This window comes from Chitinophagales bacterium, assembly GCA_017303415.1.
Lineage (GTDB): Bacteria > Bacteroidota > Bacteroidia > Chitinophagales > Chitinophagaceae > SpSt-398.
Genome location: JAFLBJ010000001.1, coordinates 691,763 through 713,119, shown reverse-complemented (window position 1 = coordinate 713,119; position 21,357 = coordinate 691,763). Strand labels below are relative to the sequence as shown.

Genomic DNA, 21,357 nt, shown 5'->3' with positions numbered 1-21,357 from the left:
TTATCTTGGTTTGAGTTTTTTACAATTTTTACAAGTGACCTCACGTGGATCAATAGTGGCATTTTTGACATTCAAGACCACCAATATCCTTCACGGTCACGCTGTCCATCTTGGCGCTATGGATTACATATTTACCATTATTATCGAGTAAATAATGGCCTTTTTCGTCTTTGAGTGTATCTGGGCGAAGATCGCGGCGGAATTTCTCGTAAATGCTATAGAATTTATTTCCGCTTTCATTGCCTTGGTCATCCACGGTATAGAAATTCACCTTGGTTTGGCGGTGACAGTTCACGCACCAGCCCATGCTCAGTTCATTTACTTGTTTTACCTCATCCATGGCCGTGATCTCACCATGACAGCTTTGGCACTGTACATTTCCTGCACGGATGTGCTGGGAGTGGTTGAAATAGGCATGGTCAGGCAGGTTGTGGATCTTGATCCAGGGAATCTCTTTGGCTTTAGTTGCATCCCAGGCATTGGGGTTCAACGGATCGAAGCCGGCATAAGTAAACAGTTTCTTCAATTCAGCATTTCCATCCACTTCCTCTCCATCGGCATTGAAAATAGGTCCGCCTTTGTATTCCAGAATGTTCTTATGGCAGTTCATACAAACATTGGTCGATGGGATCGCGGCATGTTTGCTCTCCCAGGCGTTACCGTGACAGTATAAGCAGTTAATCTGATTGATACCTGCGTGTACTTTATGCGAATAGAAAATAGGTTGCTCAGGTGTGTAGTTCGTTTGGCGGCCAAGACCGATGGCTCCTTTTACCACATAGTATCCTCCTACCACAAAGAGGAAGATGATACCCATGGCGATATACACTTTGTTTTTCCAGAAAGGAACCGGCTCCGGACGAAGGATACCTTCTTTATCATCACTCAGTTTCTTCAGGTTGCTGTTCACCTGCATCAGGATCAGCGCGATGATGGCGAGGATCAGGGAAATGATCCCAAAGATCAACGCATTCCGGCTGCTTGAAGCATCGGGAGCGCCAGAAGCAGATTCGTCTTTGGCGGCAGCAGGCGGTGCAAAATTGTTGACGTAGTCAATGATCGCGTCGATCTCCTCATTCTTTAACGCAGGAAACCCTGTCATCATCGTACCATACTGCGCCTTCAGGCCCTGTGCGTACTTGTCATTCGCCATGAACCCTGCTGGATTATGTACCCAGTCATACAGATTCTGACGATCCCCCCAAGGGCCACGTCCATCAACCCCTTTCAGGGCCGGACCTGTACCATTATTAAGCGGGTGGTGACAACTGGCGCAATTGCTCTTGAACAACTGCTGACCATCCTGCGCGAAGCCATTTTGTATCGAAAAAACAACCAGAAAAATGCTTAGAATGGGCAGTCTCTTAGCGATTGATTTACAAAGAATCATAGAAGCAATTAATCTGTAAAATGTGGATAAAATTCCTGAGTTGGCTGCAAAAATAAGTCAGGAAATTAACAAAACACCAACAGGTTTAATTTTTTTTTGAGTGAGTACCAGACTGCGTTTCAGCGGATTTTGAGGTTTTCGACAATCACATCTTTTAATGATTGTCAGAAATTCGTCAACTCAGCTGCTGTTCGCATGAATAGTGTGAAAAGATGGGTTTTTTCCCCGAGTTTTGCCGCTCATTTCAGATTACATGTTTGAAAACCTAAAGAAGAAATGGGGTGTTGGTGCGGGTCAACTCGTGCTTATCCTTTGCACTTTTGCCCTTGGCGGGAGCCTTACGGGTTATGTTGGCAAGAAGATCATGAACCTGGTTCCCGATATCTCAGACTGGATCTGGGCTGTATTATATATCCTGTTAATTACCCTTCTTTGGCCACTTGCTGTAATACTCGTCAGCATCCCCTTTGGCCAATATTCATTTTTTATTAAATATATCCGGAAGATCGGGAAGAAAATCGGAGTCGGAAGTCGGGGGTCGGAAGTCCGGAGTCGGAAGTCGGAAGACGAAAATTAGTGTCCAACTTCGGACCTTCGACTTTGGACCCCGGACCTCCGACCTCCGACTTCCAAACAAATTCATAGGTTTGCATCATGACCAAGATCGCCATATTTGCCTCAGGCACAGGATCAAACGCCCAAAAGATCATCGAACAGGTGCCGGGGGTGGCCCTCATCATTTCTAATAAACCGGATGCGGGGGTTTTGGCCATTGCGGAAAGAAACGGCATTCCCACGCTGGTTCTGGACAAAGAGCGATTTCTGCGTGGTGATGGATATGTGCCCGAGTTAAACAAAATGGGTATCGGGTTGATCGTTCTGGCCGGTTTTTTATGGAAAGTCCCGGTTACCCTTATCAAAGCCTTCCCCCGTCAGATCATTAATATACATCCGGCCTTGTTACCCAAATATGGGGGCAAGGGTATGTATGGCCATTTTGTACATGAGGCTGTGATCGCGGCGGGAGAAAAAGAAAGCGGTATTTCCATTCATTATGTGGATGAACTATATGATCATGGCCAGGTGATCCTTCAGGCCATTTGTGCCATTGAACCTGGTGACACTCCGGAATCCCTGGCCAAAAAAGTACAGGTATTGGAGCACCGGCATTTCCCCGCAGCCGTTAAACTCCTTACATCCGTGTAATCAAAATCAGTTTGACGCAGATTAAACGGACTATTTTTACAATAGCATTTGCAAATTCTTTTGTTACTTGCCTTCCTTGAGAAGACCTTTTTCATACCTAATCCTGCTTATTATTTTGCAAATACTGGGCACTTTGCCCGTTTCTGCCCAACAATTCTATTTAAAAGGAGTGGTATATGACAGCACGCGGTTTTTCCCATTGGAATCGGTAACCGTGTTGAGTAGTGCCGGTCGCGGGGCGGTCACCAATGCCCAGGGTAAATATGAGATCCTGGTCAGCGAGAACGACAGTGTATGGTTTTCCTACCTGGGTAAACCTACCCAGAAATACGCGGTTTCAGCGATTCAAAATGAGACTCAGTTTGATATTTCCCTTCAGATCACGATTCCGGTTTTAAAGGAGATCCGGCTAAAGCCACGTAATTATAAAATGGACTCGATCCAGAACAGGCTGGATTATGCCAAGATATTTGAATATGAAAAGGCCAAGCTTCGCCCATCGGTGAGCAGCTCCGGGGTTGGGTTTGATATCAATGAGATCATCCGGATGTTTCAATTCAGAAAGAACAAGAGCATGCTGGCCACTCAACGAAGGTTATTGGAAGATGAGCGCGATGCTTTTGTCAACAGCCGTTTCAACAAAGGCCTGATCGTGCGGCTCACTGGTTTAAAGGGCGGTGAACTCGATACCTTTATCCTGCTCTACAAACCCGACTATGATTTTGCCCTCGTCACACCGGAGTACGATTTTCAATTATACATTAAAAAGGCGTTTGAGGATTATCAAATTCGAAAGAAAGCAGGTGAGTTGAGAAGGGAGGAGTGATGGATAAATGATCCCTACCCTTTTTTCGAGAGTCGCTCTTCAATCAACCGGTTATATTTTTCCAGCAATTCCAGGTATTTATCCTTCCATAGTTCAGATAATCGAATGGCCTCAGCCAGGTTTTGAGGTGGGGCGTATTTCTCTTCCGGTTCCTCGAGCGAATACCGGGGCATATCTGGAAATTCTTCTGTAAAATCATGACCGATGGCGCGGCCATAGGCAATAAGAATATGATACTCCAACTGAGGGTTCTCAATATGTTTGTAATAGGCCGAACGTGAATACCCCGCTTTAGAAGCTACTTCTTCCTTTCCCAGTCCCGTTATTTCCACGGCGGCAGCCAGGGCTTGGCCCCGGTGTATATGTGTCCGTTTACTTTTCACCGGGGTTAAAGAAATCAAGTATTGTGTATAAAAAAGTAGACTTTGATTATACATTATATACATTAAAGTGTATATTTTTGTACCGTATAGTATCCGTTTTTAATACCACCTGTTGACTCCACTTATTTCATGAGCAAACAACGTTGGACTTAGGTAAAGGCTCATAATCCATTTTACATTAAAACCTGAATCATGAAAATGAAAGGAATCATCTTTTTGCCTATTCTCGTAGGCATTGGGGGAAGTTTGCTCTTTCCCTATCGGTTAAAGGGAAAAGCGTTTAATGAGGACCATGATCCGATAAAGGGTATGGTGGTTTATCATTTTCGCACGGGCATGCAAACGCAAACCAATGCGGATGGATATTTTGAATTGGCGGGGGTTCGGCCCTTTGATAGTGTACAGATTGGCTCCGCCCCCTATAAAACCATAATCGCCCTTGCCAATGAGCGCGGGCGACTGGTTGTAAAGTTAAAGAAGGGGTAAGGGTGAGCGGGTTATGGTTTGTATATGCCATGCCGGATGGCAAACAGAACGATACCTGCCATATTCCGGGAACCGGTCTTTTCCATGATCCGGTCCCGGTATTTCTCCACCGTTCGATGGGCCAGTCCGGTAATACTGGCGATCTCCTTACTGGCCCTTTGATCACAGATCAACCGAATGATCTCCTTCTCATTGTTTGAAAAATTGGCTTTGCTCAACCCACCCATGACTTGTGATTTACTCCGGGCGATCATGTTGGTCAACTGAATAGAGGTATAGTGACAAAAATAGTTACCCCCTTCATACACCGTCATGATCGAATTCATCAATTCCTGGGTGGTTGTTGCTTTTATAACATAGCCCGAGGCACCGGCATCGAGCATGTCCACAATCAGGTAGTCATCACTGTGCATGGTCAACGCAATGATGCGGATCAGCGGATACTTATTCTTGATGATCCGCGAAGCTTCTATTCCATTCATACCGGGCATTTGTACATCAGTGATAATGACATCCGGATTATGCTTAGCCGCGAGTTTGATCAACTCATTTCCATCACAGGCTTCAGCACACACTTCGATCCTCTTTTGTTCTTTGAGTAGCGTCCTAACCGCGTCTCTGAACAGAGAGTGGTCGTCGGCTATCAGCAGTTTGATTGGTCTGGTCATAAGGTATATTAATTGGTAATTCAATAAAATACTCTGTCCCCTTTCCCGGGAGACTCCAGTCTATCATTTTTCCCTTGAGGAAGCGCACCCGTTTTCGGATATTGGCCCTCCCCATGCCTCCCTGTCCTGACTCTCCCGCCTTTTTTGGTATGCCTACTCCATTGTCCCGAAACAGCAGACAGAGGTTCTTGCCTTCTGTACACATTTTTATACTTATCCGGGTGGCTTGTGCATGCCGGATCACATTTTGAATCAATTCAAGCAAAATGCGGTAGATCTGTAAAGATGATTGCCCGTCAGGTTCATCCACCAGATCACATAGAAAGTCGATCTGAATGGCCCGGGTCTCGCGACAACGTTCAATAAAATCTGACAACATTTTTTGCAAACCTTCCATCTGGATATCCTTCCCAGCCAATTGTCGCGTTGCCCGCGCCGTAATCATACTCGCTTCCATCAGGTTTCGGCGAATCGACTCCATACTCTCACGCGATGGAACCCCCTGCCGCTCTATTTGACCAAATTCAATCGTGATCAATGCCAGAGAAGATGAAACCTCATCATGAATATCACGGGCCAGTTCCTCTATCGCACTATCCAATGAATTCACCTCCTGCCGAATCCGCTCCGCCTGCTCCCTCCGGTATTTCCGGTGGGCTCGCAAGAGAACAAACAACATATACACCAGAATAAATCCGAAAATCAATGACGTCCTGAACATAATTTCAATATGTGATCTTTACATAATGGTACCCACCTAACTGACAAAGCAAATAGCATGGCCGTAACCAGTTTAACCCAAGCCATTACCTTATACACCATTTGCCGATAATCCTCCCTATCATTCATCCCCGGTATCCAGGACGATTCCGCCAATATGAAAACGGAATAATAAACCATGAACCCAAAACAGATCAAAAAGACCGGATTCTTGTACAAATACTCATCCTCCCGGTAAAAAACAACCCCGATCCACCATATACTCATCAAAACCACCCCCAATGAACTAAATAAACAAAACCAGGAATTTACCGCCGTGCCATCCAGTCGGATACAGGTTTCCACTAACCAAAATAACCCAGTCACCGATAGTAATACCAGATACAACCAATCCCGCTCCCGCCATAAACCCCATTCCCAAAACTGCCAGATCACCAATACTACCGCAACCAATGTGTACACATTGTCATTCCAGGATGTGAAATAGCCCCCGGACAACAATAACCAATCACTCAACTCATGAATAAATCCCACCCAGCAAAAAAAATAAACCGGATAAAATGAGGAATCCGTACTTCGGACACGAAGCAGGGCCAAAAAGGCCGCAATACCAATGGATAATCCAAATTGATTGGATAATGCAGAAGTCATGGATAAAGTTTACAGGTTAAAAATGGCTTTCCCCTCTCGGGTTTCCGAATTCAAAATGATCTGAAGTGGGGCTTATAAAGGGAAGGAAGGAGATCGGCAACCCTTATTCGTGGATACAATGGATATCGTGATTTTAACAGGATGCTAAGATGAATAAAAAGAAGAAAATAACAAATACTGTTTACACGATTTTTTTGGGGTGTTTTCCGGAAATACCCTGGTACGGGTATCCTCCGGTCGCCGTAACATATTTAACTTGGCATTCGTTACACCTTTAACATCCAATTACCTTCCTCCTAAAACGAATAAACTATATTTGATTCCATGCCGTCTGTTAGCCTATATACTGGTACTTCGGTCGATAGTACGACCGCCGCCGACACCCTGGTCGATACCAGCAAACACAGGCGCTATGAACTTTGTCTCTCCTTCGCCCAAACCATGATCGGGGATTTCTTCTTAACTGTCCATCAACCAGCTACCCATACCCTGTTTTCCACCCTGGGGCATATCGCCTGTTGCATTGATTCACACCTGGATGCCCTCGACCTGGACCAGAAAGAAAAACTCCTGTCGGAATTTCCGGTCTTCTTTGATCAACTTCCGGAGAATGACCAGGAAGAAGCCTTTACCTGGCATCTCTCCGCCCTGTGCATCAAAATCGGAACAGCCCTCTATCCACCTTCTGCCGCTTCCATGCTTTTCCGATTTTATTCGTATTGCCGGAAAAATAACCTGCTCGAGCCGCTTCTCGCATTCTCCCTGGCCGTCATCCGGTCAGGTATCGATAAATCTAAGGCCCAGACACCTCAGGCCATCCTGAACTGTCTGCACGAGGAAGGAAAGGCCGCTATCCGGTTTCTCCTGTTATTGCTGACTAAAGAAAACCTTATCGATCCGGCCAGCCCGCGTTATCTCCCGCTTCAGACCTACCTCTCCCGGCTGGAGTGTATGCTAAATATCGCCGATGATCTCAGCGACCATCGAAAAGATAAAAAAAGAGGAACCATCAGCCTCCCCATCAATCTCTCCTACTTCAGAGTGCTTGGTAAACGCCTGCTTCACACCTTTGTCCTGACCATCTGGAGCCAACCACTCCTTTTTCCCAAACATTTCATCTTTTTCACAGGCCGTTATTTGAGTTCGGAGGTCGGGAAGTCAGTAAATTGCACCCATGCAAGATTACCTGAAGGACTTGAACGAAAGACAACGTGAAGCCGTTACCCATATCAACGGACCCCTGATGATCGTAGCCGGGGCCGGTTCCGGAAAAACAAAAGTACTCACCACCCGCATCGCCCACCTGATGGCCAACGGGGTCGACTCATTTAATATTCTCGCCCTTACTTTTACCAATAAGGCCGCCAAAGAAATGAAGGAAAGGGTGGAACGGATACTCGGGAATAACGAAGCCCGCAACCTCTATATCGGCACCTTCCACAGTGTATTTGCCCGCATCCTGCGTGCTGAAGCGCATAAACTGGGATACCCCAACCAGTTTACCATCTATGATACCGATGATGCAAAAAGCGTGGTGAAAACGGTCATCAATGAAATGAACCTGGATGATAAACATTATAAACCCTCCACGGTTTATAACCGCATTTCCTCCGCTAAAAATGCCCTGGTTGGACCCGCCGAATACGCGAACGATTATTATATCCAGCAGGAAGATATGCGTGCCAACCGTCCGGCCATTGCCCAGATATTCGACGCCTATGTAAAACGTTGTTTCAAGAACGGCGCCATGGATTTTGATGACCTCCTGCTCAAATTCTATGAACTACTCAAGGTCTTCCCCGACAGCCTGAGCAAATACCAGCATAAATTCAAATACATCCTGATCGATGAGTACCAGGATACCAACCCCGCCCAGTACGAGATCATCAAACTGCTGGGCGCCATGCACGAAAATGTCTGTGTGGTAGGCGACGATGCCCAAAGCATTTACAGTTTTCGCGGGGCCACGATCGAAAATATCCTGCAATTCCAGAAGGACTATGATGAAGTGAAAGTCATCAAACTGGAACAAAACTACCGCAGCACCAAAAGTATCCTTCACGTAGCTAATGAAGTGATCAAGAACAATAAAGGCCAGATCGAAAAAGTTTTGTTCACCGAAAATGCCGATGGGGAAAAGATCCGTCTTGTACGTACCATGACCGACAACGAAGAAGGGAAGTACGTAGCGGATACCATTCAGGAACAAAAACTCCGCAATCACTTTGCGAATAAGGATTTTGCCATATTATACCGTACCAACGCGCAAAGCCGGGCCTTTGAAGAAGCCTTGCGTCGTATGGGTATTCCTTATACCATTTATGGAGGCATCAGTTTTTATCAACGCAAGGAGATCAAGGACCTTGTTGGCTACCTCAGGATCGTTGTCAATGGCCGTGATGAAGAAGCATTGAAAAGAATCATCAACTATCCCGCTCGTGGCATTGGCAAGACCTCGATCGATAAGGCCGTGCTCATGGCGAATGAAAACAATATCTCCATGTGGGAGGTATTGGAAAAAGCATCGAGCTATGGATTCAAAGGGGCCTCGCTTCAGTCCATCGAAGAATTTGTAACCATGATCCGGAGCTTCCGGAGCATGCTGGAAAAACAAAACGCCTACGAAGTAGCCTTTCATATTGGTAAACAAACCAATATCGTTAAGGAACTTTTCAATGATAAAAGCACCGAAGGGGTCCAACGTTATGAGAATATCCAGGAATTACTGAACTCCATCAAAGAATGGGTGGAAAGCCCGGACAATGAAGATGGAGAAGTGGTAGATAAAAGTCTCGGAGCTTATCTGCAACAGATCACCCTGCTGACCGACTCCGACCAAAAAGATGCCGATGCGGATACAGTGAAACTAATGACGATCCATGCCGCCAAGGGTCTTGAATTCTCCTGCGTATTTGCCGGCGGGTTGGAAGAAATGTTATTCCCCAATGCCCTTTCCATCAATACCCGGGAAGAACTCGAAGAAGAAAGACGTTTGTTCTATGTAGTGATCACCCGGGCCAAGAAAAATCTCTGGATCACCTACGCCAATGCACGTTATCGTTTTGGCAGCCTCGTACAAAATGAACCCAGCCGCTTTATTGATGAGATCCCCGATCAATACCTCGACCGCAGCTTTGCCGGAGGCGGCAGCCGCAACAGCGGATTCAGTGACAACCGCATGGGTTCGGCATTTGAACGGATGAACCGGGGTTTTGGAGGAAACAATGCACAGGAAGCAGAAAAGAAGTATGGCCCGCCGCCAAAGAAAACCGGCTCTGTCGTTTCACAAATCATAAACCCGCCTGTTCATAAAACAGTGGAACATATTCCCAGTAAGGATTTTGAACCCAGTGATACCTCCAACCTCCAGCCAGGTCAGAAGGTGGAACATGCCAAGTTTGGTTTTGGAGAAGTGATCAAAATGGAAGGCGCGGCCCATAATCCTATCGCCACCGTGAAATTTGAACATAACGGAGAGAAGAAGATCATGCTTAATTATGCGAAACTCCGCATACTACCCTGATTTTACCAGGATTTGAGGATTGAGCGGATTCGGGGATTTGAAGATTACAAAAAACGAGATATTTGATCAGTCAAGCGATGCTTTAAGGGCGGCTATGTTTTTCTTTTCGCTGCCGACAAAGATCTTTTTTCCGATGATCACAACCGGTCTTTTGAGAAACGTGTATTCATCGAGTATGTATTGACGGTAGTCCTTCTCGGTAAGTTGTTTGTCCTTTAATCCCCATTCTTTGTACTTCAGGGCGCGACGGCTGAATAAAGATTCATAAGATCCGGTCAGTGACTTCATTTCCTCCAATTGTGTTGGGGTGATCTTTTCGGTTTTGATATCCTGCATAACAAAACCTTTTTTATCAATCCCTGTCTCTTTGATAATAGCTTGTGAAGTGGTACAAGTACCGAGATGATACATTTTCTTCATGCCCGCAAAATAAATATATCCGGAGCTATTTTTCGGTTGCTTTTTTGGATGGCCCTTTTCTAAAAATCAGCTTGAACCCCATGTAGTAGTAAACATCTTTTTCTTTGGGATTACCCCTTATATCATCGGTAACCGGTTCGGCTTGTACGCCGGCAGGAGTGATTCCCCGAAAAGCCAGTTCAACTGCTTTGGGCCCTTTTCTTGCATCGAGTATATTATAATTGATATAACGGGTACTTACATCATCCAGGTAATCGGTAAATGTTTTGCGGATGCCTATTTCAAACCCAACTGAAAATCGTTCATTTACTTTCATCTTCAACCCCCCGCCAAAAGGCACTGAAAATTGGGTCAGTTTATACTCCTTTCGTTCCGGGTATTCGGGAAGGCCCTGACCTTCGGTACTGAGGGGTTTTAGAAATACCTTTTCATTCCCATCATCCATCGCATAGGGATTGAAATGATAAATACCTACGCCGGCAAATACATAGGGATATACTTTTGAATCGGCGGGATCGATGAGGTTGACTTCCACACCGAGGTGTCCTTCAGCAATGGCTGTACGAAAGCTCAGGTTGCGGCGTTGCAGCAATGTATCTTTATTATACTTGTCATGGGCCCCGGCTGTTCCATAGGTCACACCCGCACGAATTGATACCTGTGGATGTAAGCGGTAATGGACGATAAGACCCGCGGCCGGACCAAGGGAATGAACACTGGGAGTAGATTGGGTAAGGTCACCTGCATATCCGAAGGTCCCTAATTGGAGTTCCCACTCCATTTTTTGGGAATGGGCGGAAAGCAAAAGGCCAACCTGAAGAAGAAGGAAACAGATCCTTTTCATAGCATGCTCTGGTTTAACTGTAAATTGTTTTCCTGGGGATATGGGGTTAATCAGGGAGGCGGATCGTGAAAGGAAGGGGAAAAATAGACAGAAATGTCAGGATTTGCAAGTCCGTGGCAAAAGAGGCCTTGCTCAAAGCTGAAAACCAACCCACTATACTTGTAACAAAACTGCCCGGTCATCGACTAACATGAAAACAGAATTACCTAACCAACTGTGATTGATCAACGTAGGCAAGACGAATTTTTAATGCTTTTGCAGGAAAATACGGCCCTCCTGTATAAGGTCTGCCATCTATATACTTCCACGGAAGGTGACAGGGAAGATCTTTTTCAGGAGATCGTGGCCCAGCTCTGGAAAGCCTACCCCGGCTTTCGGGGAGATGCCAAATTCAGCACCTGGCTTTACCGGATCGCGTTGAATACAGCCATCACCGGTATCCGGAAAAAGAACCGTTCGGTCAAAATCGATTACCCGGCCACCATCCCTCACGATGTGGCCGATTCAAACGAAGAGCGCGAAAAGGAAGAAAAGCTTCGCGAACTCTACCGGGCCGTGGCTCAACTGTCGGAGATCGACCGGGCCATTGTGATGCTTTATCTCGATGACCGCAGTTATGATGAAATGGAAGAAGTACTGGGTATCAACCAAAACAATTTGCGTGTGAAAATGAACAGGATCAAAGAAAAATTACGTCAACTCACAAAAATTACAACGGATGGAATTGGATAACCTCAAGCAATTGTGGCAAAACCAGCCAGCCTCGCCCACCAATCTGGGTAAGCTTTCGGAAATGGTAAAGCGGCAATCAGGATCAAGCCTTGGCAAAATGAGGCGAACACTACGATATGAACTTCTTGTAGTGATTCTCAGCCTGGGTGCGGTCATCCTCTATTTTATCCTTACCAGGAATGAAAAGACGATGGATGTAGTCTGGTTATATCTGGCCCTTATACTCGTGTACCTTCTTTATTTTTTCCGAAAGGACCGATTGCTCAAGACCATGCAATGCGTAACCTGTGAGGTGCGCAGCAACCTGAACCTTCATTTGGGCAAACTCGAAAAATTACTGAAGATCTATCTATGGGCAGGCACGCTTTTGTTTCCCATTACGATACTTTACCTGGGTTTTCTTTTTTATATCCATATACCTTCATTTATCCCAAAGAATATCTTCTTTCACTCTCCTGCCTATGCCTGGTGGCAAACGGCCCTGGCCTGGATCGGACTGGCCGCCATTTTCACCCTGCCAGGCTATTGGCTGAATAAATGGTATGTGCATTGGTTATATGGAAAACATGTAGAACGGCTAAAAAAGCTGACTGCGGAAATGGAGGAGGAAGGAATTAATTTATAAACCGGTGATGAAAGTTGGTAAATAATTTGTACTCCTCCCGCCTTCCGGTCCTTGTACCAATAACCCTTTCGCTACAAGGTCGTGAATGTCCCGTACCGCCGTATCAGTTGACACGTTGCACTTCTTAGCCCAATTGGAAGAATTGATCCTTCCCTTATACTCTTCCATGATTTGGTCGAGCATGTGTCGCTGCCTTTCATTAAAGGAAGTATCGACATGTTGTTTCCAGAACTCCGCTTTACGCAACACAATTACAAGCGTTTCTTCTGTGGCTTGAATCGCTCTGTCAAGACAATCCAGAAACCAGTCCAACCACTTCGTAATATCAAGGTTTCCTTTTTGCGTTTGCTCCAGTACATCGTAGTATTTATTTCTTTCTTTTCGAATCTGGGCAGACATGCTGTAAAACCGCTTTGAACTTCCATCTGCCCGGGCAAGTTGCAAATCTCCAATCGCCCTTGTGATGCGTCCATTACCATCCTCAAAAGGGTGAATGGTCACAAACCACAGATGGGCAATAGCTGCCTTTATTAAAGGGTCCTCACTTATGTCTTCGTTGAACCATTTCAAAAAAGCATACATCTCATCTGGAATTAAGGCGGAGTCCGGTGCCTGAAAGTGGACCTTTTCCCTTCCCAACATACCAGATATGACTTGCATGGGATCGTTGACGGTATTATTTCGCCAGGCGCCAACAACGATTCTGTTCCCAGCGCTCCAACCAGTAGGAAATAGCAGTGACTGCCAACCAAGTATTCTCTCCTGCGTCAGGGGTTTTTTGTATTGCTGAGTAGCGTCCAGCATCATCTCTACTATACCTTCCACACTTCTGTCGGATTGAATAAGGCCGGCTCTATCAATGCCTAATCTCTTTGCAATGGAGGACCGAACCTGTAAAGGATCCAACACCATGCCTTCAATTTCAGATGATTTTACCACGTCAAGTGTCAGGGTCGTCAGAGTTGCATCCTCCTGAAAGGAAAACCCTATCCCCTCCATCCGGCCCATCAAACGTGCATGCCTGATACGAACTTTATTGAGCAGCGGCTCGATAGCATCCTGGCTCCAGGTGAAATTCGGCCACCCCCTTAACTGGTGAATATATATAGCATTTGATTGCATTTGCGGCAAATATAGCCCCTATTCGGCGCAATTTCAAATATTCGCCGCATACTTTGCGGCAAATATAGCCATTATTTGCCGCATTTTGAATTATTCGCCGCAAAACTGGTAGCCATAAGCCTAAAGTCTCAATTCCCTCCTTTCCGGCTTTCGTAAACATCCCTCCACCTGATTTGTTACTTTTGTATATCTAAACCGTGTGAAATGATCAAAACAGGCAATCCCATCATCAGTATCTATACCGAAATGACCCCAAATCCGGAGACCATGAAGTTTGTGGCCAACAAACTGCTCTATCCGGGTAAAAGTGTTGATTTCCCGGATATTGAGAGTGCAAAACCCTCGCCTTTGGCGGTGGAATTGTTTGGGTTCCCTTTCATCCGCGCGGTCTTTATCGCCAGCAATTTTGTAACACTGTCGAAAACCTCTGACACCGATTGGGCGGATGTAATCCCCTCTATTCGTGAATTCCTGAAACAATACCTGGAAGAAGGAAAAACCGTGGTGAATGAAGAAGAACTGGCGGCGGTAAAACAGGAAAGCTCCAATGAAGTGGCGGCTGATGATGATGATGTGGTAAAACGAATCAAAGAATTACTCGATAACTATGTGCGCCCGGCTGTTGAAATGGACGGCGGCGCCATTCAATTCAAAAGCTACGAAAACGGAACGGTTAGTCTCGCCATGCAAGGCTCCTGCTCCGGTTGTCCCTCCTCCATGATCACCCTCAAAGCCGGTATCGAAGGCATGATGAAGCGAATGATCCCGGAAGTGAAGGAAGTGCTGGCCGATGCGGAATAAAATTCCAGGACTATTGACAATACTTCTTTTTTAATTCTTCTACCTCGTCGCCATACATCGTGGTGAACTTATAAAAAAGAGCCATATCAATATCCCCACACGCATCCTTATTTTTCCCTTGCGCTATATATATCAACGCCCGTGTGCGATAGGCGAATGCATTTGAAGAATAAAGTTCGAGCGAATGGTTAACATCCTTTAGGGCAAGATCCAGCTTGCCTAATTTATAATAGCAATACCCCCTGTTACTATATCCCAGCCCTTCATCCTCATTTAATTCGATCACCTTGTTGAAAAAATGAATGGCCGTATCACAACGCCCCAATTCCTGATAGGTGAAGCCGATATTTGAAATGGCTCCTACGTTTTCCGGCTCTACTTCCAGTATCTTATATAAATAATAAAAGGCCTTTTCCGCGTTGCCTAATTCCTTGGATACTATCGCCAGGTTGTTCATAACCCCCAAATTCAATGAATCGATCTTCAACGCTTCGGACAGATCGTTTTTTGTACCCTCAAAATCGCGTGTTTGAAATTTAACAGCGCCCCTGTTCAACAGTGCAGAAAGTCGAACACTATCAGACTCCGCAAGCGCAACCGCCTGATTCAGATCTTTTAACGCCAACTCAAACTCCTGCACCCTTAATAACAACAGTCCGCGTTGGTTATATCCTATTGAATAGGCCGGGTGTTTTTGGATCAGGTAACTGAATGCCTCATAGGCATCCGACAATTCCTTCATCCGGTCAAGACAATTGCCCTTCATAAGGAGAAACTCTCTGTCATCCGGATACAAGGTCAATCCCTTTGTATAGTCGCCTAATGCTGCTGAATACTCTTCCTTATCATACAGATCTCCGGCACTCTTTGAAATTTCCTCTCTTGTTTGGCCAAATACAGAAATGGTAAATACCAAAAATAAAAGACAGATCACTATTCTCATAAAAGGTTATTTAGGTCCGTTTCCAACGCACACCCCTCTGCTCAAGATAATCCATAATTTTTTCAAAACAAACGCTGCTCTTTCCTACAAACTCGGGTGGAAAAACGCCTTTTTCCACAAACAAACCCTGTAGTATCAATTGTGCTGCCGCGGTACAGGTATACCCCGTAGTACGCGCCATAGAAGACAACCGGGAAACCGGATCGTAGCGGTCAAGTAAGTTGTATTCGATTCTTTGCTTTGTCCCTTCTTTTTCTCCTTCTACGATCACGCGCATCACGGTAAACTCCTCTTCTTCCTCACCCAGTTTCCAATCATCGATCAGCATGCGCGAGGTAAATTCCAGGGGTGATATCTCTTTTCCCTGTACCATTATTTTTTTGGTATCAAAAAAACCGGCTTCTTTTAATGACAGGATCAGGTCGATATGACCGGGAAACCGCATGGTCTTCTCTTTCATATCGGGTATATGAGGCAGGGTAAACAGAAGACTGCGTAGCCCGTCGGTATTAAAGGCTTCCAGGGTACCCACCTCATCAAACTCGATCAGCTCGCGCTCGGTCAAGGCTGGTTTTTCCACGATCTTCCCTTTCTCTTTCAATCGTGCCGGTCGAATATATTCCTCAATGACATCAATGGGAGAAAAAGGCGCTTTATAAAAATAAGGAGGTTGTGGATTGGCCGGCAGTCCTCCCACATAACATTCAAAATGGGTGACCCGCATTTCTTCATTGTACCGTCCTAATATCAAATTGCTCATGCCGGGAGCCACCCCCACATCCGTTATCACGGTAACTCCTTTTTCTTTGGCAAGGGCGTCGAGTTGAAGTGCGTCTTCGGGAAAGAACGAAATATCGGCCACAGATTTTCCTGCCTTGATCACAGCTTCCAGCGTTCGATATCCCATGAAACCGGGAACCGCCGTCAGCACCAGGTCAAATTCGCTTAACCATTCCGGATAGGAATCATAACGGGTCAGGTCTTCTTTACGTCTCCGAATACGCGAATCCCTTCGGGAGAGAATGGAAAGGTTTTCTGCATTCTGATCAAAGGATGTGATCTCATGTGTGGTGGCCAGGTCAAGGGCTATCGCTCGCCCTACCATACCTGCGCCAAGTACAGCAAGCTTCATAACCCACAAAGTTCCGCTGTGGGAGGAATTATTTCAAATAAAAAATAAGATCCGAATTTCTTTACTTATGCTTCACCTGATAGCCCACGCCAAAACTCAGGAGCGCATCGCGTTGACGCACACCGGTAATGACCACGTCCTCATAGGATAACAGGTAATTCAAATTAAAGGAGAACCCCTTTCGCAGAGGGAACTCAATACCTGATTCTGCCTGCCAGCGATGGTTCCGTTTCTCACTAAGGCCGGGCTGAAAAAAGAATTCATAATAAATGCGCCACCCATTTTGACTGAGGTGAAAAGATCCACTGGAATATATCGTGGCCCGCCAGAGAGATAATAAAGAGGTATTATTCCACTCCGGTCGGTTGAATTGTTTGCCGGCAAACCGGGTTTGCTCATACACAAGAGAACCCGATAGTTTTATGATAGCTCCCCCTTTTTTCATCAGCTGTACCGTATAACCGCCTCCCAAAAAATAACGTCCGTTTATCTTGCGTCTGTAATTGGTGGAAAGATAAAACAGGCCAAAGGGATAGGCCCTGCGAAACGGTTTGTAGTAGATATAGTGACGGCTAAACAGATCGAGGTCGGCCTTTTTTTTATAAAATGCCTGATAAAGTCCGGCGTTCTGCGTTTTATACACCCAATGCTGAACAGCGCCCGTTGTGAGATCAGCACGCAAACGTGCTGCAAGAAGATCTACATTCCCCTGCTGAAAAGTTCCGGTCAGAGTTGACCGGAACTGCCAGCGAAGGGTATCACTCTCATTGAGCTGTGCCAGAACTGCGCTGTTAAAGAGCAGCAAGACACAAAGCAAAAGGGTTCTCATTTCAGCGTTGTTAGTATACGCAGAAACTCCTGTGGTTGTACCACAAAGGGTAAATGTGAGGTCTTCATTTCATACGCTTTTTTCACTGTACCATTCTTCCTGATCATTTGTTGTTGCAATGCATAAGGCACAGCATAGTCTTCAGTTGTGCTGATATAATATTTCGGCACTTTTGTAAAATTGGTACCCAGCACCACTTTATCATTCAAGCCATTTACAGGTTCTGCTTTATGGTATTTCACGAGTATCTGTTTCATTTCATCCGGGCAATCCGCACAGACCACTGTTGGTAACATTTCCTTTTTGATACTGACAAGCGAATAATCCTCATTGAACTGAAAAGCTTCGATCGGCTGATTGTTGAGAAAGGCATTGGTGATTCCGGCGGCAGATTCACCATTTCGCGGGAGATAAGCCGAGACATATACCAGCTTGTCAATCTTCTGCGGCAGACGGTCGGCTACCTGTGAAATGATCATCCCGGCCATGGAATGACCTACCAGAATTACTTTACCAGGTTGACGGTTGATGGTTTCGGTTACTGTTTTTACATAATCAGCCAGGCCGGTCTTACGTCCATCACGCAGATCAATACCATGTGCCGGCAGGTTCACCACTTCCACATTGGCCCGAACGGCCAATTGATTGCGAATGGCACCCCAGGCACTTTCATCTGCCCAGGCACCATGTACCAAAACATAGGTGGGGTAACGTGACCTGTCCTGCGCCAATGCTTTTACAATCAGTTCGGCCGCAGCGGCACCACTATTCTGTTGTTGGCCCGTGATAAGGTTTCCGTCGCGCACGGCAAATGCTGAAAAGGGTGCACCTGTCACATACCGGCTATTGGGCATTTTGCGTGCCTCATCTTCAATACGAAATGGTTGAATGGCCCTGCCTACATAATTATCGGCATATTGCTCTTCGGAGGAGGAGAATCCTGTCCATTTTTTACCCTCAACCAAAAATTTTCCATTGGGTAATTTGGCTTTAAGAAGAATACAGGTTCCATGGCAAATGGCCGCCGTGGGCTTGCCCGTCAGATAGAACCGGGTAAAAAATTCATGGAGTGGTTGGTTATTGAAAAAAGTGTACATCGGCCCCTGCCCCCCACAAACAAATATGGCTTTGTAATCATCCGGGTTTACGGAAGATAATTTCAAGGTTTGCTGAACCATGGCCATCTTGGCCGGATCTTTCTTAAACCCCAGTGATATGTAATCGAAGGCAGCATAGGCGCTGGCATCTTCGGGATCACTAAAGCTGTCAAAGATCAGCGCGCCTCCGTCGGGACTGGCAATATCTACCGTATAACCGGCTTCGCTAAAAACCCAATAGGGGTGAGCCAGTTCGGCAAACCAAACCCCGATTGGCCAACCTGTTTGTTGACTAACAGAAGGGTTAGACGCGATCATCAACACTTTGCCATTATTGCCGGCATTGTGTTGCGCTGCACTTGAAAGAGATATAAAAAGAAAGGATAATAATAAAATGCGTTGCATGGTATGTATTTTGCCGTAAAATTCAAACCTTGTACCTGATTACTTACCAGAGGCACACAAAGGACTGCTACGAACTTTTTGGTCTGTGCTTTGTAATTTTAAGCTATGCCTGACGTCATCATTGATAAGCAGATATTCTATAATCCGGTGGATTATGCCTTAAAAAAAATAGGCGGTACCTGGAAAATGCCGGTGCTTTGGCGACTTAAAGACCGCTCCTTGCGCTACTCGGAATTACAAAACCAGATTCCACATATCAGTCAGAAAATGCTGACACAGGCCCTTAAGCAGCTTGAAACGGATGGGTTCTTACAGAAAAAAGTGTTTGCCGAAGTTCCTCCCCGTACAGAATACGCGTTGACTGAAAAAGGAAAAAAGGCAATCACCGTCATTCAATTCCTGCGTGAGTATGGTTTAGAATTGATGACCGAAGCAGGGATTGACTATGGTGAACTGATGAAAAAGGAAAGTCAAAAAGAAAAATGAACAGGCTGCTACTTCTTCTTATCGCCTCAGGATTGGTATTGCTGGCCAGTCATTGCTCGCTGAACAAGGAAGCCCAGCAGAGTACGGCCAAACTATTACAAAAAGGAAAGCTCGAAGAAGATACCAGCTATATCTACACCCTCCCTTACGAAGTCGGGCGATCGCATCTTGTGGTACAAGGCTATTATAGCGCCTACACCCATCGCAACCGGGTAGCCATTGATTTCAAAATGAAAAAAGGTACGCGGATCTGTGCCGCACGGGGTGGGGTAGTGGTACGAATGAATGAAACGGGTAGCCGCGGCGGACTCAAATCAAAATACCGGCGCGAAGCCAATTATATTGTCATTCAGCACGACGATGGAACGAGGGCCGGGTACTGGCACCTGAAAAAAGACGGGGTGCTGGTCAATGTGGGCGATACAGTAAAACAAGGCCAGGTCATTGGCTTGAGTGGAAACACGGGGTATACCGCTTTCCCTCACCTGCATTTCGTAGTGTGGGGCAATGATGCCAGTGGCCAGTGGCAGACTATTCCAACACGTTTTTCTACCTCCAAAAAAACAAGATACCTTCGGCCATTAAGGAGATATAAAAGAGACTAGTTGGTTTACAAATTAATGATGAGTTTCCAGGAAATATTCCAGCACTTTCTCACCAATGTCCGCCAAACCCAATGGCCGGAATGGGTAAGCACCATCGCGCAAATAGCGAGTGTGTGGTATGCCCGTAAAAACAATGTACTGGTTTACCCCACCGGGATTATCGGGGTACTGCTGGCGGCCTATGTCTATTTCTTCATGGTCAGCCCCGCGCTTTATGCCGATGCGTCACTGAATATCTACTATTTTTTAATGAGTGTCTATGGGTGGTACAATTGGGTCCAGAAGAAGGATGGGGCACATTATACCTATCCCATCAGTTGGTGTACGCGCCCCCAGTTATGGTTTGGGATCGGGTTCTTTCTCTTTTTCTGGGTTGCTATTTATGTTGTACTGACCCAGTTTACCAACAGTAATACCCCTATACTGGATTCCCTCGTTTCCTCTTCAGCCATCACCGCCATGTGGTGGATGGCGAAACGCAAGATCGAGAACTGGCTGGCCTGGATCTTTTCAAATATTGTGGCCATCCCGCTCAATTTTTACAAAGAACTGATGCTATTTTCGCTGATGTACGTACTCTTCCTTGCCCTGGCCTGGTGGGGATTTGTTGAATGGAAGAAAATGGCCAAAGAAACAACCAACGCATGAGTTATTGCAGCTTTATACAAAACCTGAAACCCGGTGAGCAGGAACAACACCGCGTGTACCATGATAAATTCTATGGTTTCCCCATTCCGGATGACAATGAACTGTTTTGCCGGCTGATCCTCGAGATCAATCAGGCGGGACTTAGCTGGACCACCATTCTCAATAAACAGGAAAATTTTCGCGCCGCCTATCACGGATTCGAGATCAAAAAAGTGGCAGCCTATAAGGAAAAGGATTTTAACCGACTCATGGGCGACGCGGGCATCATTCGCAACCGGCTCAAAATTCAGGCGGCCATTGAAAACGCCAAGACCATACTGGGTATTCAAAAAGAGCATGGCAGTTTCCGGCAATGGCTCGATGATCACCATCCGCTGACCAAAGACGAATGGACCAAGCTCTTCAAGAAAACCTTTCGCTTTACCGGTGGGGAAATCGTCAATGAGTTTTTAATGAGCACTGGCTACCTCCCGGGCGCTCATACCGAAGATTGTCCCATTCATAAAAAGGTACTCAAAGCAAAACCGGCATGGGCGAGAAAAACACGATAAAAAAGATCGTTATCATCGGACCGGAATCAACCGGTAAAAGCACCCTGTGCCGTCAATTGGCCGCGCATTTCAATACCCTGTGGTGCCCGGAATATGCGCGTGAATTCCTGCTCAAACATGGCACTAATTACACCTACGATGACCTGCTTACCATCGCAAAAGGACAGGTGGCTCTGGAGGAAGAGTACGTTTTGAGAGTCGGAAGTCAAGGGTCGGGGGTCCGAGGTCCGGAGTCGGAGGTCGGAGGTCCTGCTTTGGACCATG

The 21,357-nt window shown here is 46.0% G+C and carries 25 protein-coding genes and 1 pseudogene; 14 read left to right on the top strand and 12 right to left on the bottom strand.

The genetic code is table 11. The features are described 5' to 3' along the window. Positions 1 to 49 precede the first annotated feature (49 nt). Entirely contained in the window at positions 50 to 1,390 is a 1,341-nt protein-coding gene (locus tag J0M30_03120; protein MBN8666466.1) for a c-type cytochrome, read from the bottom strand. A 253-nt stretch (positions 1,391 to 1,643) separates the two neighbouring features. On the opposite strand from J0M30_03120, the gene J0M30_03115 reads away from it, so the two are divergent. The 3 genes from J0M30_03115 to J0M30_03105 all read left to right on the top strand — a co-directional run bounded on the left by J0M30_03115 (position 1,644) and on the right by J0M30_03105 (position 3,422). Beyond that, positions 1,644 to 1,967: a hypothetical protein gene (locus J0M30_03115; protein MBN8666465.1), complete on the top strand. Its 324-nt coding sequence runs from the start codon at positions 1,644 to 1,646 to the stop codon at positions 1,965 to 1,967. A gap of 77 nt (positions 1,968 to 2,044) precedes the next feature. Beyond that, positions 2,045 to 2,596 (top strand): phosphoribosylglycinamide formyltransferase, encoded by a 552-nt coding sequence (locus tag J0M30_03110; GenBank protein MBN8666464.1) that lies wholly within the window; start codon positions 2,045 to 2,047, stop codon positions 2,594 to 2,596. Between the two features lie 133 nt (positions 2,597 to 2,729). Then, the gene (locus tag J0M30_03105; GenBank protein MBN8666463.1) at positions 2,730 to 3,422 is read left to right on the top strand and encodes a hypothetical protein; all 693 of its coding nucleotides are present in this window, start codon (positions 2,730 to 2,732) and stop codon (positions 3,420 to 3,422) included. Positions 3,423 to 3,436: 14 nt separating this feature from the next. Here J0M30_03105 and J0M30_03100 read toward each other — a convergent pair whose 3' ends face one another. Next, positions 3,437 to 3,823: a hypothetical protein gene (locus J0M30_03100; protein ID MBN8666462.1), complete on the bottom strand. Its 387-nt coding sequence runs from the start codon at positions 3,821 to 3,823 to the stop codon at positions 3,437 to 3,439. Positions 3,824 to 3,997: 174 nt separating this feature from the next. Here J0M30_03100 and J0M30_03095 point away from each other — a divergent pair, with 174 nt between their 5' ends. Further along, positions 3,998 to 4,291 (top strand): hypothetical protein, encoded by a 294-nt coding sequence (locus J0M30_03095; protein MBN8666461.1) that lies wholly within the window; start codon positions 3,998 to 4,000, stop codon positions 4,289 to 4,291. Between the two features lie 11 nt (positions 4,292 to 4,302). On the opposite strand, the gene J0M30_03090 is transcribed toward J0M30_03095, so the two are convergent. From J0M30_03090 to J0M30_03080, 3 genes are read right to left on the bottom strand one after another with little or no spacing between them, the layout of a single operon-like run. Continuing rightward, a complete protein-coding gene (locus tag J0M30_03090) occupies positions 4,303 to 4,959 on the bottom strand; it encodes a response regulator transcription factor (GenBank protein MBN8666460.1) in 657 nt (218 codons plus the stop codon). Then, on the bottom strand, positions 4,898 to 5,638 hold the full coding sequence (locus J0M30_03085) for a hypothetical protein (GenBank protein MBN8666459.1): 741 nt from the start codon (positions 5,636 to 5,638) through the stop codon (positions 4,898 to 4,900). Before J0M30_03085 ends, J0M30_03090 begins: the two co-directional genes overlap by 62 nt. A 23-nt stretch (positions 5,639 to 5,661) precedes the next feature. Further along, on the bottom strand, positions 5,662 to 6,330 hold the full coding sequence (locus J0M30_03080; GenBank protein MBN8666458.1) for a hypothetical protein: 669 nt from the start codon (positions 6,328 to 6,330) through the stop codon (positions 5,662 to 5,664). Positions 6,331 to 6,654: 324 nt separating this feature from the next. Between J0M30_03080 and J0M30_03075 the strand changes: the two genes are divergently transcribed. Both J0M30_03075 and J0M30_03070 read left to right on the top strand, forming a co-directional pair. Continuing rightward, a complete protein-coding gene (locus J0M30_03075) occupies positions 6,655 to 7,545 on the top strand; it encodes a hypothetical protein (protein MBN8666457.1) in 891 nt (296 codons plus the stop codon). After that, entirely contained in the window at positions 7,505 to 9,853 is a 2,349-nt protein-coding gene (locus J0M30_03070; protein ID MBN8666456.1) for a UvrD-helicase domain-containing protein, read from the top strand. Before J0M30_03075 ends, J0M30_03070 begins: the two co-directional genes overlap by 41 nt. A gap of 66 nt (positions 9,854 to 9,919) precedes the next feature. Here the strand turns inward: J0M30_03070 and J0M30_03065 are convergent, their stop codons facing one another. Beyond that, entirely contained in the window at positions 9,920 to 10,273 is a 354-nt protein-coding gene (locus tag J0M30_03065) for an arsenate reductase (GenBank protein MBN8666455.1), read from the bottom strand. Between the two features lie 25 nt (positions 10,274 to 10,298). Next, complete coding sequence (locus J0M30_03060; protein MBN8666454.1) at positions 10,299 to 11,117, bottom strand: outer membrane beta-barrel protein; 819 nt, start codon at positions 11,115 to 11,117, stop codon at positions 10,299 to 10,301. Positions 11,118 to 11,366: 249 nt separating this feature from the next. Here J0M30_03060 and J0M30_03055 point away from each other — a divergent pair, with 249 nt between their 5' ends. Together J0M30_03055 and J0M30_03050 are read left to right on the top strand one after the other, a co-directional pair. Then, positions 11,367 to 11,849, top strand: coding sequence for a sigma-70 family RNA polymerase sigma factor (locus tag J0M30_03055; protein MBN8666453.1), 483 nt, complete (start codon positions 11,367 to 11,369; stop codon positions 11,847 to 11,849). Then, on the top strand, positions 11,836 to 12,474 hold the full coding sequence (locus J0M30_03050; protein MBN8666452.1) for a hypothetical protein: 639 nt from the start codon (positions 11,836 to 11,838) through the stop codon (positions 12,472 to 12,474). The genes J0M30_03055 and J0M30_03050 overlap by 14 nt, the downstream gene beginning before the upstream one ends. On the opposite strand, the gene J0M30_03045 is transcribed toward J0M30_03050, so the two are convergent. Further along, positions 12,469 to 13,581: a Fic family protein gene (locus tag J0M30_03045; protein ID MBN8666451.1), complete on the bottom strand. Its 1,113-nt coding sequence runs from the start codon at positions 13,579 to 13,581 to the stop codon at positions 12,469 to 12,471. The genes J0M30_03050 and J0M30_03045 overlap by 6 nt on opposite strands. Before the next feature lie 219 nt (positions 13,582 to 13,800). On the opposite strand from J0M30_03045, the gene J0M30_03040 reads away from it, so the two are divergent. Continuing rightward, positions 13,801 to 14,397 carry a NifU family protein gene (locus J0M30_03040; protein MBN8666450.1) on the top strand — a complete coding sequence of 199 codons (597 nt, stop codon included), beginning with the start codon at positions 13,801 to 13,803 and terminating at the stop codon, positions 14,395 to 14,397. 10 nt (positions 14,398 to 14,407) lie between these two features. Here J0M30_03040 and J0M30_03035 read toward each other — a convergent pair whose 3' ends face one another. The 4 genes from J0M30_03035 to J0M30_03020 all read right to left on the bottom strand — a co-directional run bounded on the left by J0M30_03035 (position 14,408) and on the right by J0M30_03020 (position 18,803). Further along, complete coding sequence (locus tag J0M30_03035) at positions 14,408 to 15,340, bottom strand: tetratricopeptide repeat protein (GenBank protein MBN8666449.1); 933 nt, start codon at positions 15,338 to 15,340, stop codon at positions 14,408 to 14,410. Between the two features lie 10 nt (positions 15,341 to 15,350). Further along, positions 15,351 to 16,472 (bottom strand): saccharopine dehydrogenase NADP-binding domain-containing protein, encoded by a 1,122-nt coding sequence (locus J0M30_03030; GenBank protein ID MBN8666448.1) that lies wholly within the window; start codon positions 16,470 to 16,472, stop codon positions 15,351 to 15,353. 61 nt (positions 16,473 to 16,533) lie between these two features. After that, positions 16,534 to 17,301, bottom strand: a complete 768-nt coding sequence (locus tag J0M30_03025; GenBank protein ID MBN8666447.1) for a DUF481 domain-containing protein — start codon at positions 17,299 to 17,301, stop codon at positions 16,534 to 16,536. Then, positions 17,298 to 18,803, bottom strand: a complete 1,506-nt coding sequence (locus J0M30_03020; GenBank protein MBN8666446.1) for an alpha/beta fold hydrolase — start codon at positions 18,801 to 18,803, stop codon at positions 17,298 to 17,300. The genes J0M30_03025 and J0M30_03020 overlap by 4 nt, the downstream gene beginning before the upstream one ends. A gap of 105 nt (positions 18,804 to 18,908) precedes the next feature. Here J0M30_03020 and J0M30_03015 point away from each other — a divergent pair, with 105 nt between their 5' ends. The 5 genes and pseudogenes from J0M30_03015 (at position 18,909) to J0M30_02995 (ending at position 21,284) form a co-directional block, all read left to right on the top strand. Further along, entirely contained in the window at positions 18,909 to 19,289 is a 381-nt protein-coding gene (locus J0M30_03015; GenBank protein ID MBN8666445.1) for a helix-turn-helix transcriptional regulator, read from the top strand. Then, positions 19,286 to 19,894: a M23 family metallopeptidase gene (locus J0M30_03010; protein MBN8666444.1), complete on the top strand. Its 609-nt coding sequence runs from the start codon at positions 19,286 to 19,288 to the stop codon at positions 19,892 to 19,894. The genes J0M30_03015 and J0M30_03010 overlap by 4 nt, the downstream gene beginning before the upstream one ends. Further along, a complete protein-coding gene (locus J0M30_03005) occupies positions 19,895 to 20,542 on the top strand; it encodes a nicotinamide mononucleotide transporter (protein ID MBN8666443.1) in 648 nt (215 codons plus the stop codon). Then, on the top strand, positions 20,539 to 21,093 hold the full coding sequence (locus J0M30_03000) for a DNA-3-methyladenine glycosylase I (protein ID MBN8666442.1): 555 nt from the start codon (positions 20,539 to 20,541) through the stop codon (positions 21,091 to 21,093). Before J0M30_03005 ends, J0M30_03000 begins: the two co-directional genes overlap by 4 nt. Then, positions 21,072 to 21,284 (top strand): annotated as a pseudogene (locus tag J0M30_02995) (ATP-binding protein). The gene J0M30_03000 and the pseudogene J0M30_02995 overlap by 22 nt, the downstream one beginning before the upstream one ends. The last annotated feature ends 73 nt before the right edge of the window (positions 21,285 to 21,357 follow it).

Coding starts and splice junctions, on each gene's coding strand:
- J0M30_03040 (MBN8666450.1), top strand. CDS start 13,801: ATGATCAAAACAGGCAATCCCATCATCAGTATCTATACCGAAATGACC.
- J0M30_03095 (MBN8666461.1), top strand. CDS start 3,998: ATGAAAATGAAAGGAATCATCTTTTTGCCTATTCTCGTAGGCATTGGG.
- J0M30_03075 (MBN8666457.1), top strand. CDS start 6,655: ATGCCGTCTGTTAGCCTATATACTGGTACTTCGGTCGATAGTACGACC.
- J0M30_03000 (MBN8666442.1), top strand. CDS start 20,539: ATGAGTTATTGCAGCTTTATACAAAACCTGAAACCCGGTGAGCAGGAA.
- J0M30_03015 (MBN8666445.1), top strand. CDS start 18,909: ATGCCTGACGTCATCATTGATAAGCAGATATTCTATAATCCGGTGGAT.
- J0M30_03065 (MBN8666455.1), bottom strand. CDS start 10,273: ATGAAGAAAATGTATCATCTCGGTACTTGTACCACTTCACAAGCTATT.
- J0M30_03090 (MBN8666460.1), bottom strand. CDS start 4,959: ATGACCAGACCAATCAAACTGCTGATAGCCGACGACCACTCTCTGTTC.
- J0M30_03055 (MBN8666453.1), top strand. CDS start 11,367: ATGCTTTTGCAGGAAAATACGGCCCTCCTGTATAAGGTCTGCCATCTA.
- J0M30_03030 (MBN8666448.1), bottom strand. CDS start 16,472: ATGAAGCTTGCTGTACTTGGCGCAGGTATGGTAGGGCGAGCGATAGCC.
- J0M30_03110 (MBN8666464.1), top strand. CDS start 2,045: ATGACCAAGATCGCCATATTTGCCTCAGGCACAGGATCAAACGCCCAA.
- J0M30_03060 (MBN8666454.1), bottom strand. CDS start 11,117: ATGAAAAGGATCTGTTTCCTTCTTCTTCAGGTTGGCCTTTTGCTTTCC.
- J0M30_03120 (MBN8666466.1), bottom strand. CDS start 1,390: ATGATTCTTTGTAAATCAATCGCTAAGAGACTGCCCATTCTAAGCATT.
- J0M30_03035 (MBN8666449.1), bottom strand. CDS start 15,340: ATGAGAATAGTGATCTGTCTTTTATTTTTGGTATTTACCATTTCTGTA.
- J0M30_03070 (MBN8666456.1), top strand. CDS start 7,505: ATGCAAGATTACCTGAAGGACTTGAACGAAAGACAACGTGAAGCCGTT.
- J0M30_03020 (MBN8666446.1), bottom strand. CDS start 18,803: ATGCAACGCATTTTATTATTATCCTTTCTTTTTATATCTCTTTCAAGT.
- J0M30_03025 (MBN8666447.1), bottom strand. CDS start 17,301: ATGAGAACCCTTTTGCTTTGTGTCTTGCTGCTCTTTAACAGCGCAGTT.
- J0M30_03050 (MBN8666452.1), top strand. CDS start 11,836: ATGGAATTGGATAACCTCAAGCAATTGTGGCAAAACCAGCCAGCCTCG.
- J0M30_03115 (MBN8666465.1), top strand. CDS start 1,644: ATGTTTGAAAACCTAAAGAAGAAATGGGGTGTTGGTGCGGGTCAACTC.
- J0M30_03010 (MBN8666444.1), top strand. CDS start 19,286: ATGAACAGGCTGCTACTTCTTCTTATCGCCTCAGGATTGGTATTGCTG.
- J0M30_03080 (MBN8666458.1), bottom strand. CDS start 6,330: ATGACTTCTGCATTATCCAATCAATTTGGATTATCCATTGGTATTGCG.
- J0M30_03085 (MBN8666459.1), bottom strand. CDS start 5,638: ATGTTGTTTGTTCTCTTGCGAGCCCACCGGAAATACCGGAGGGAGCAG.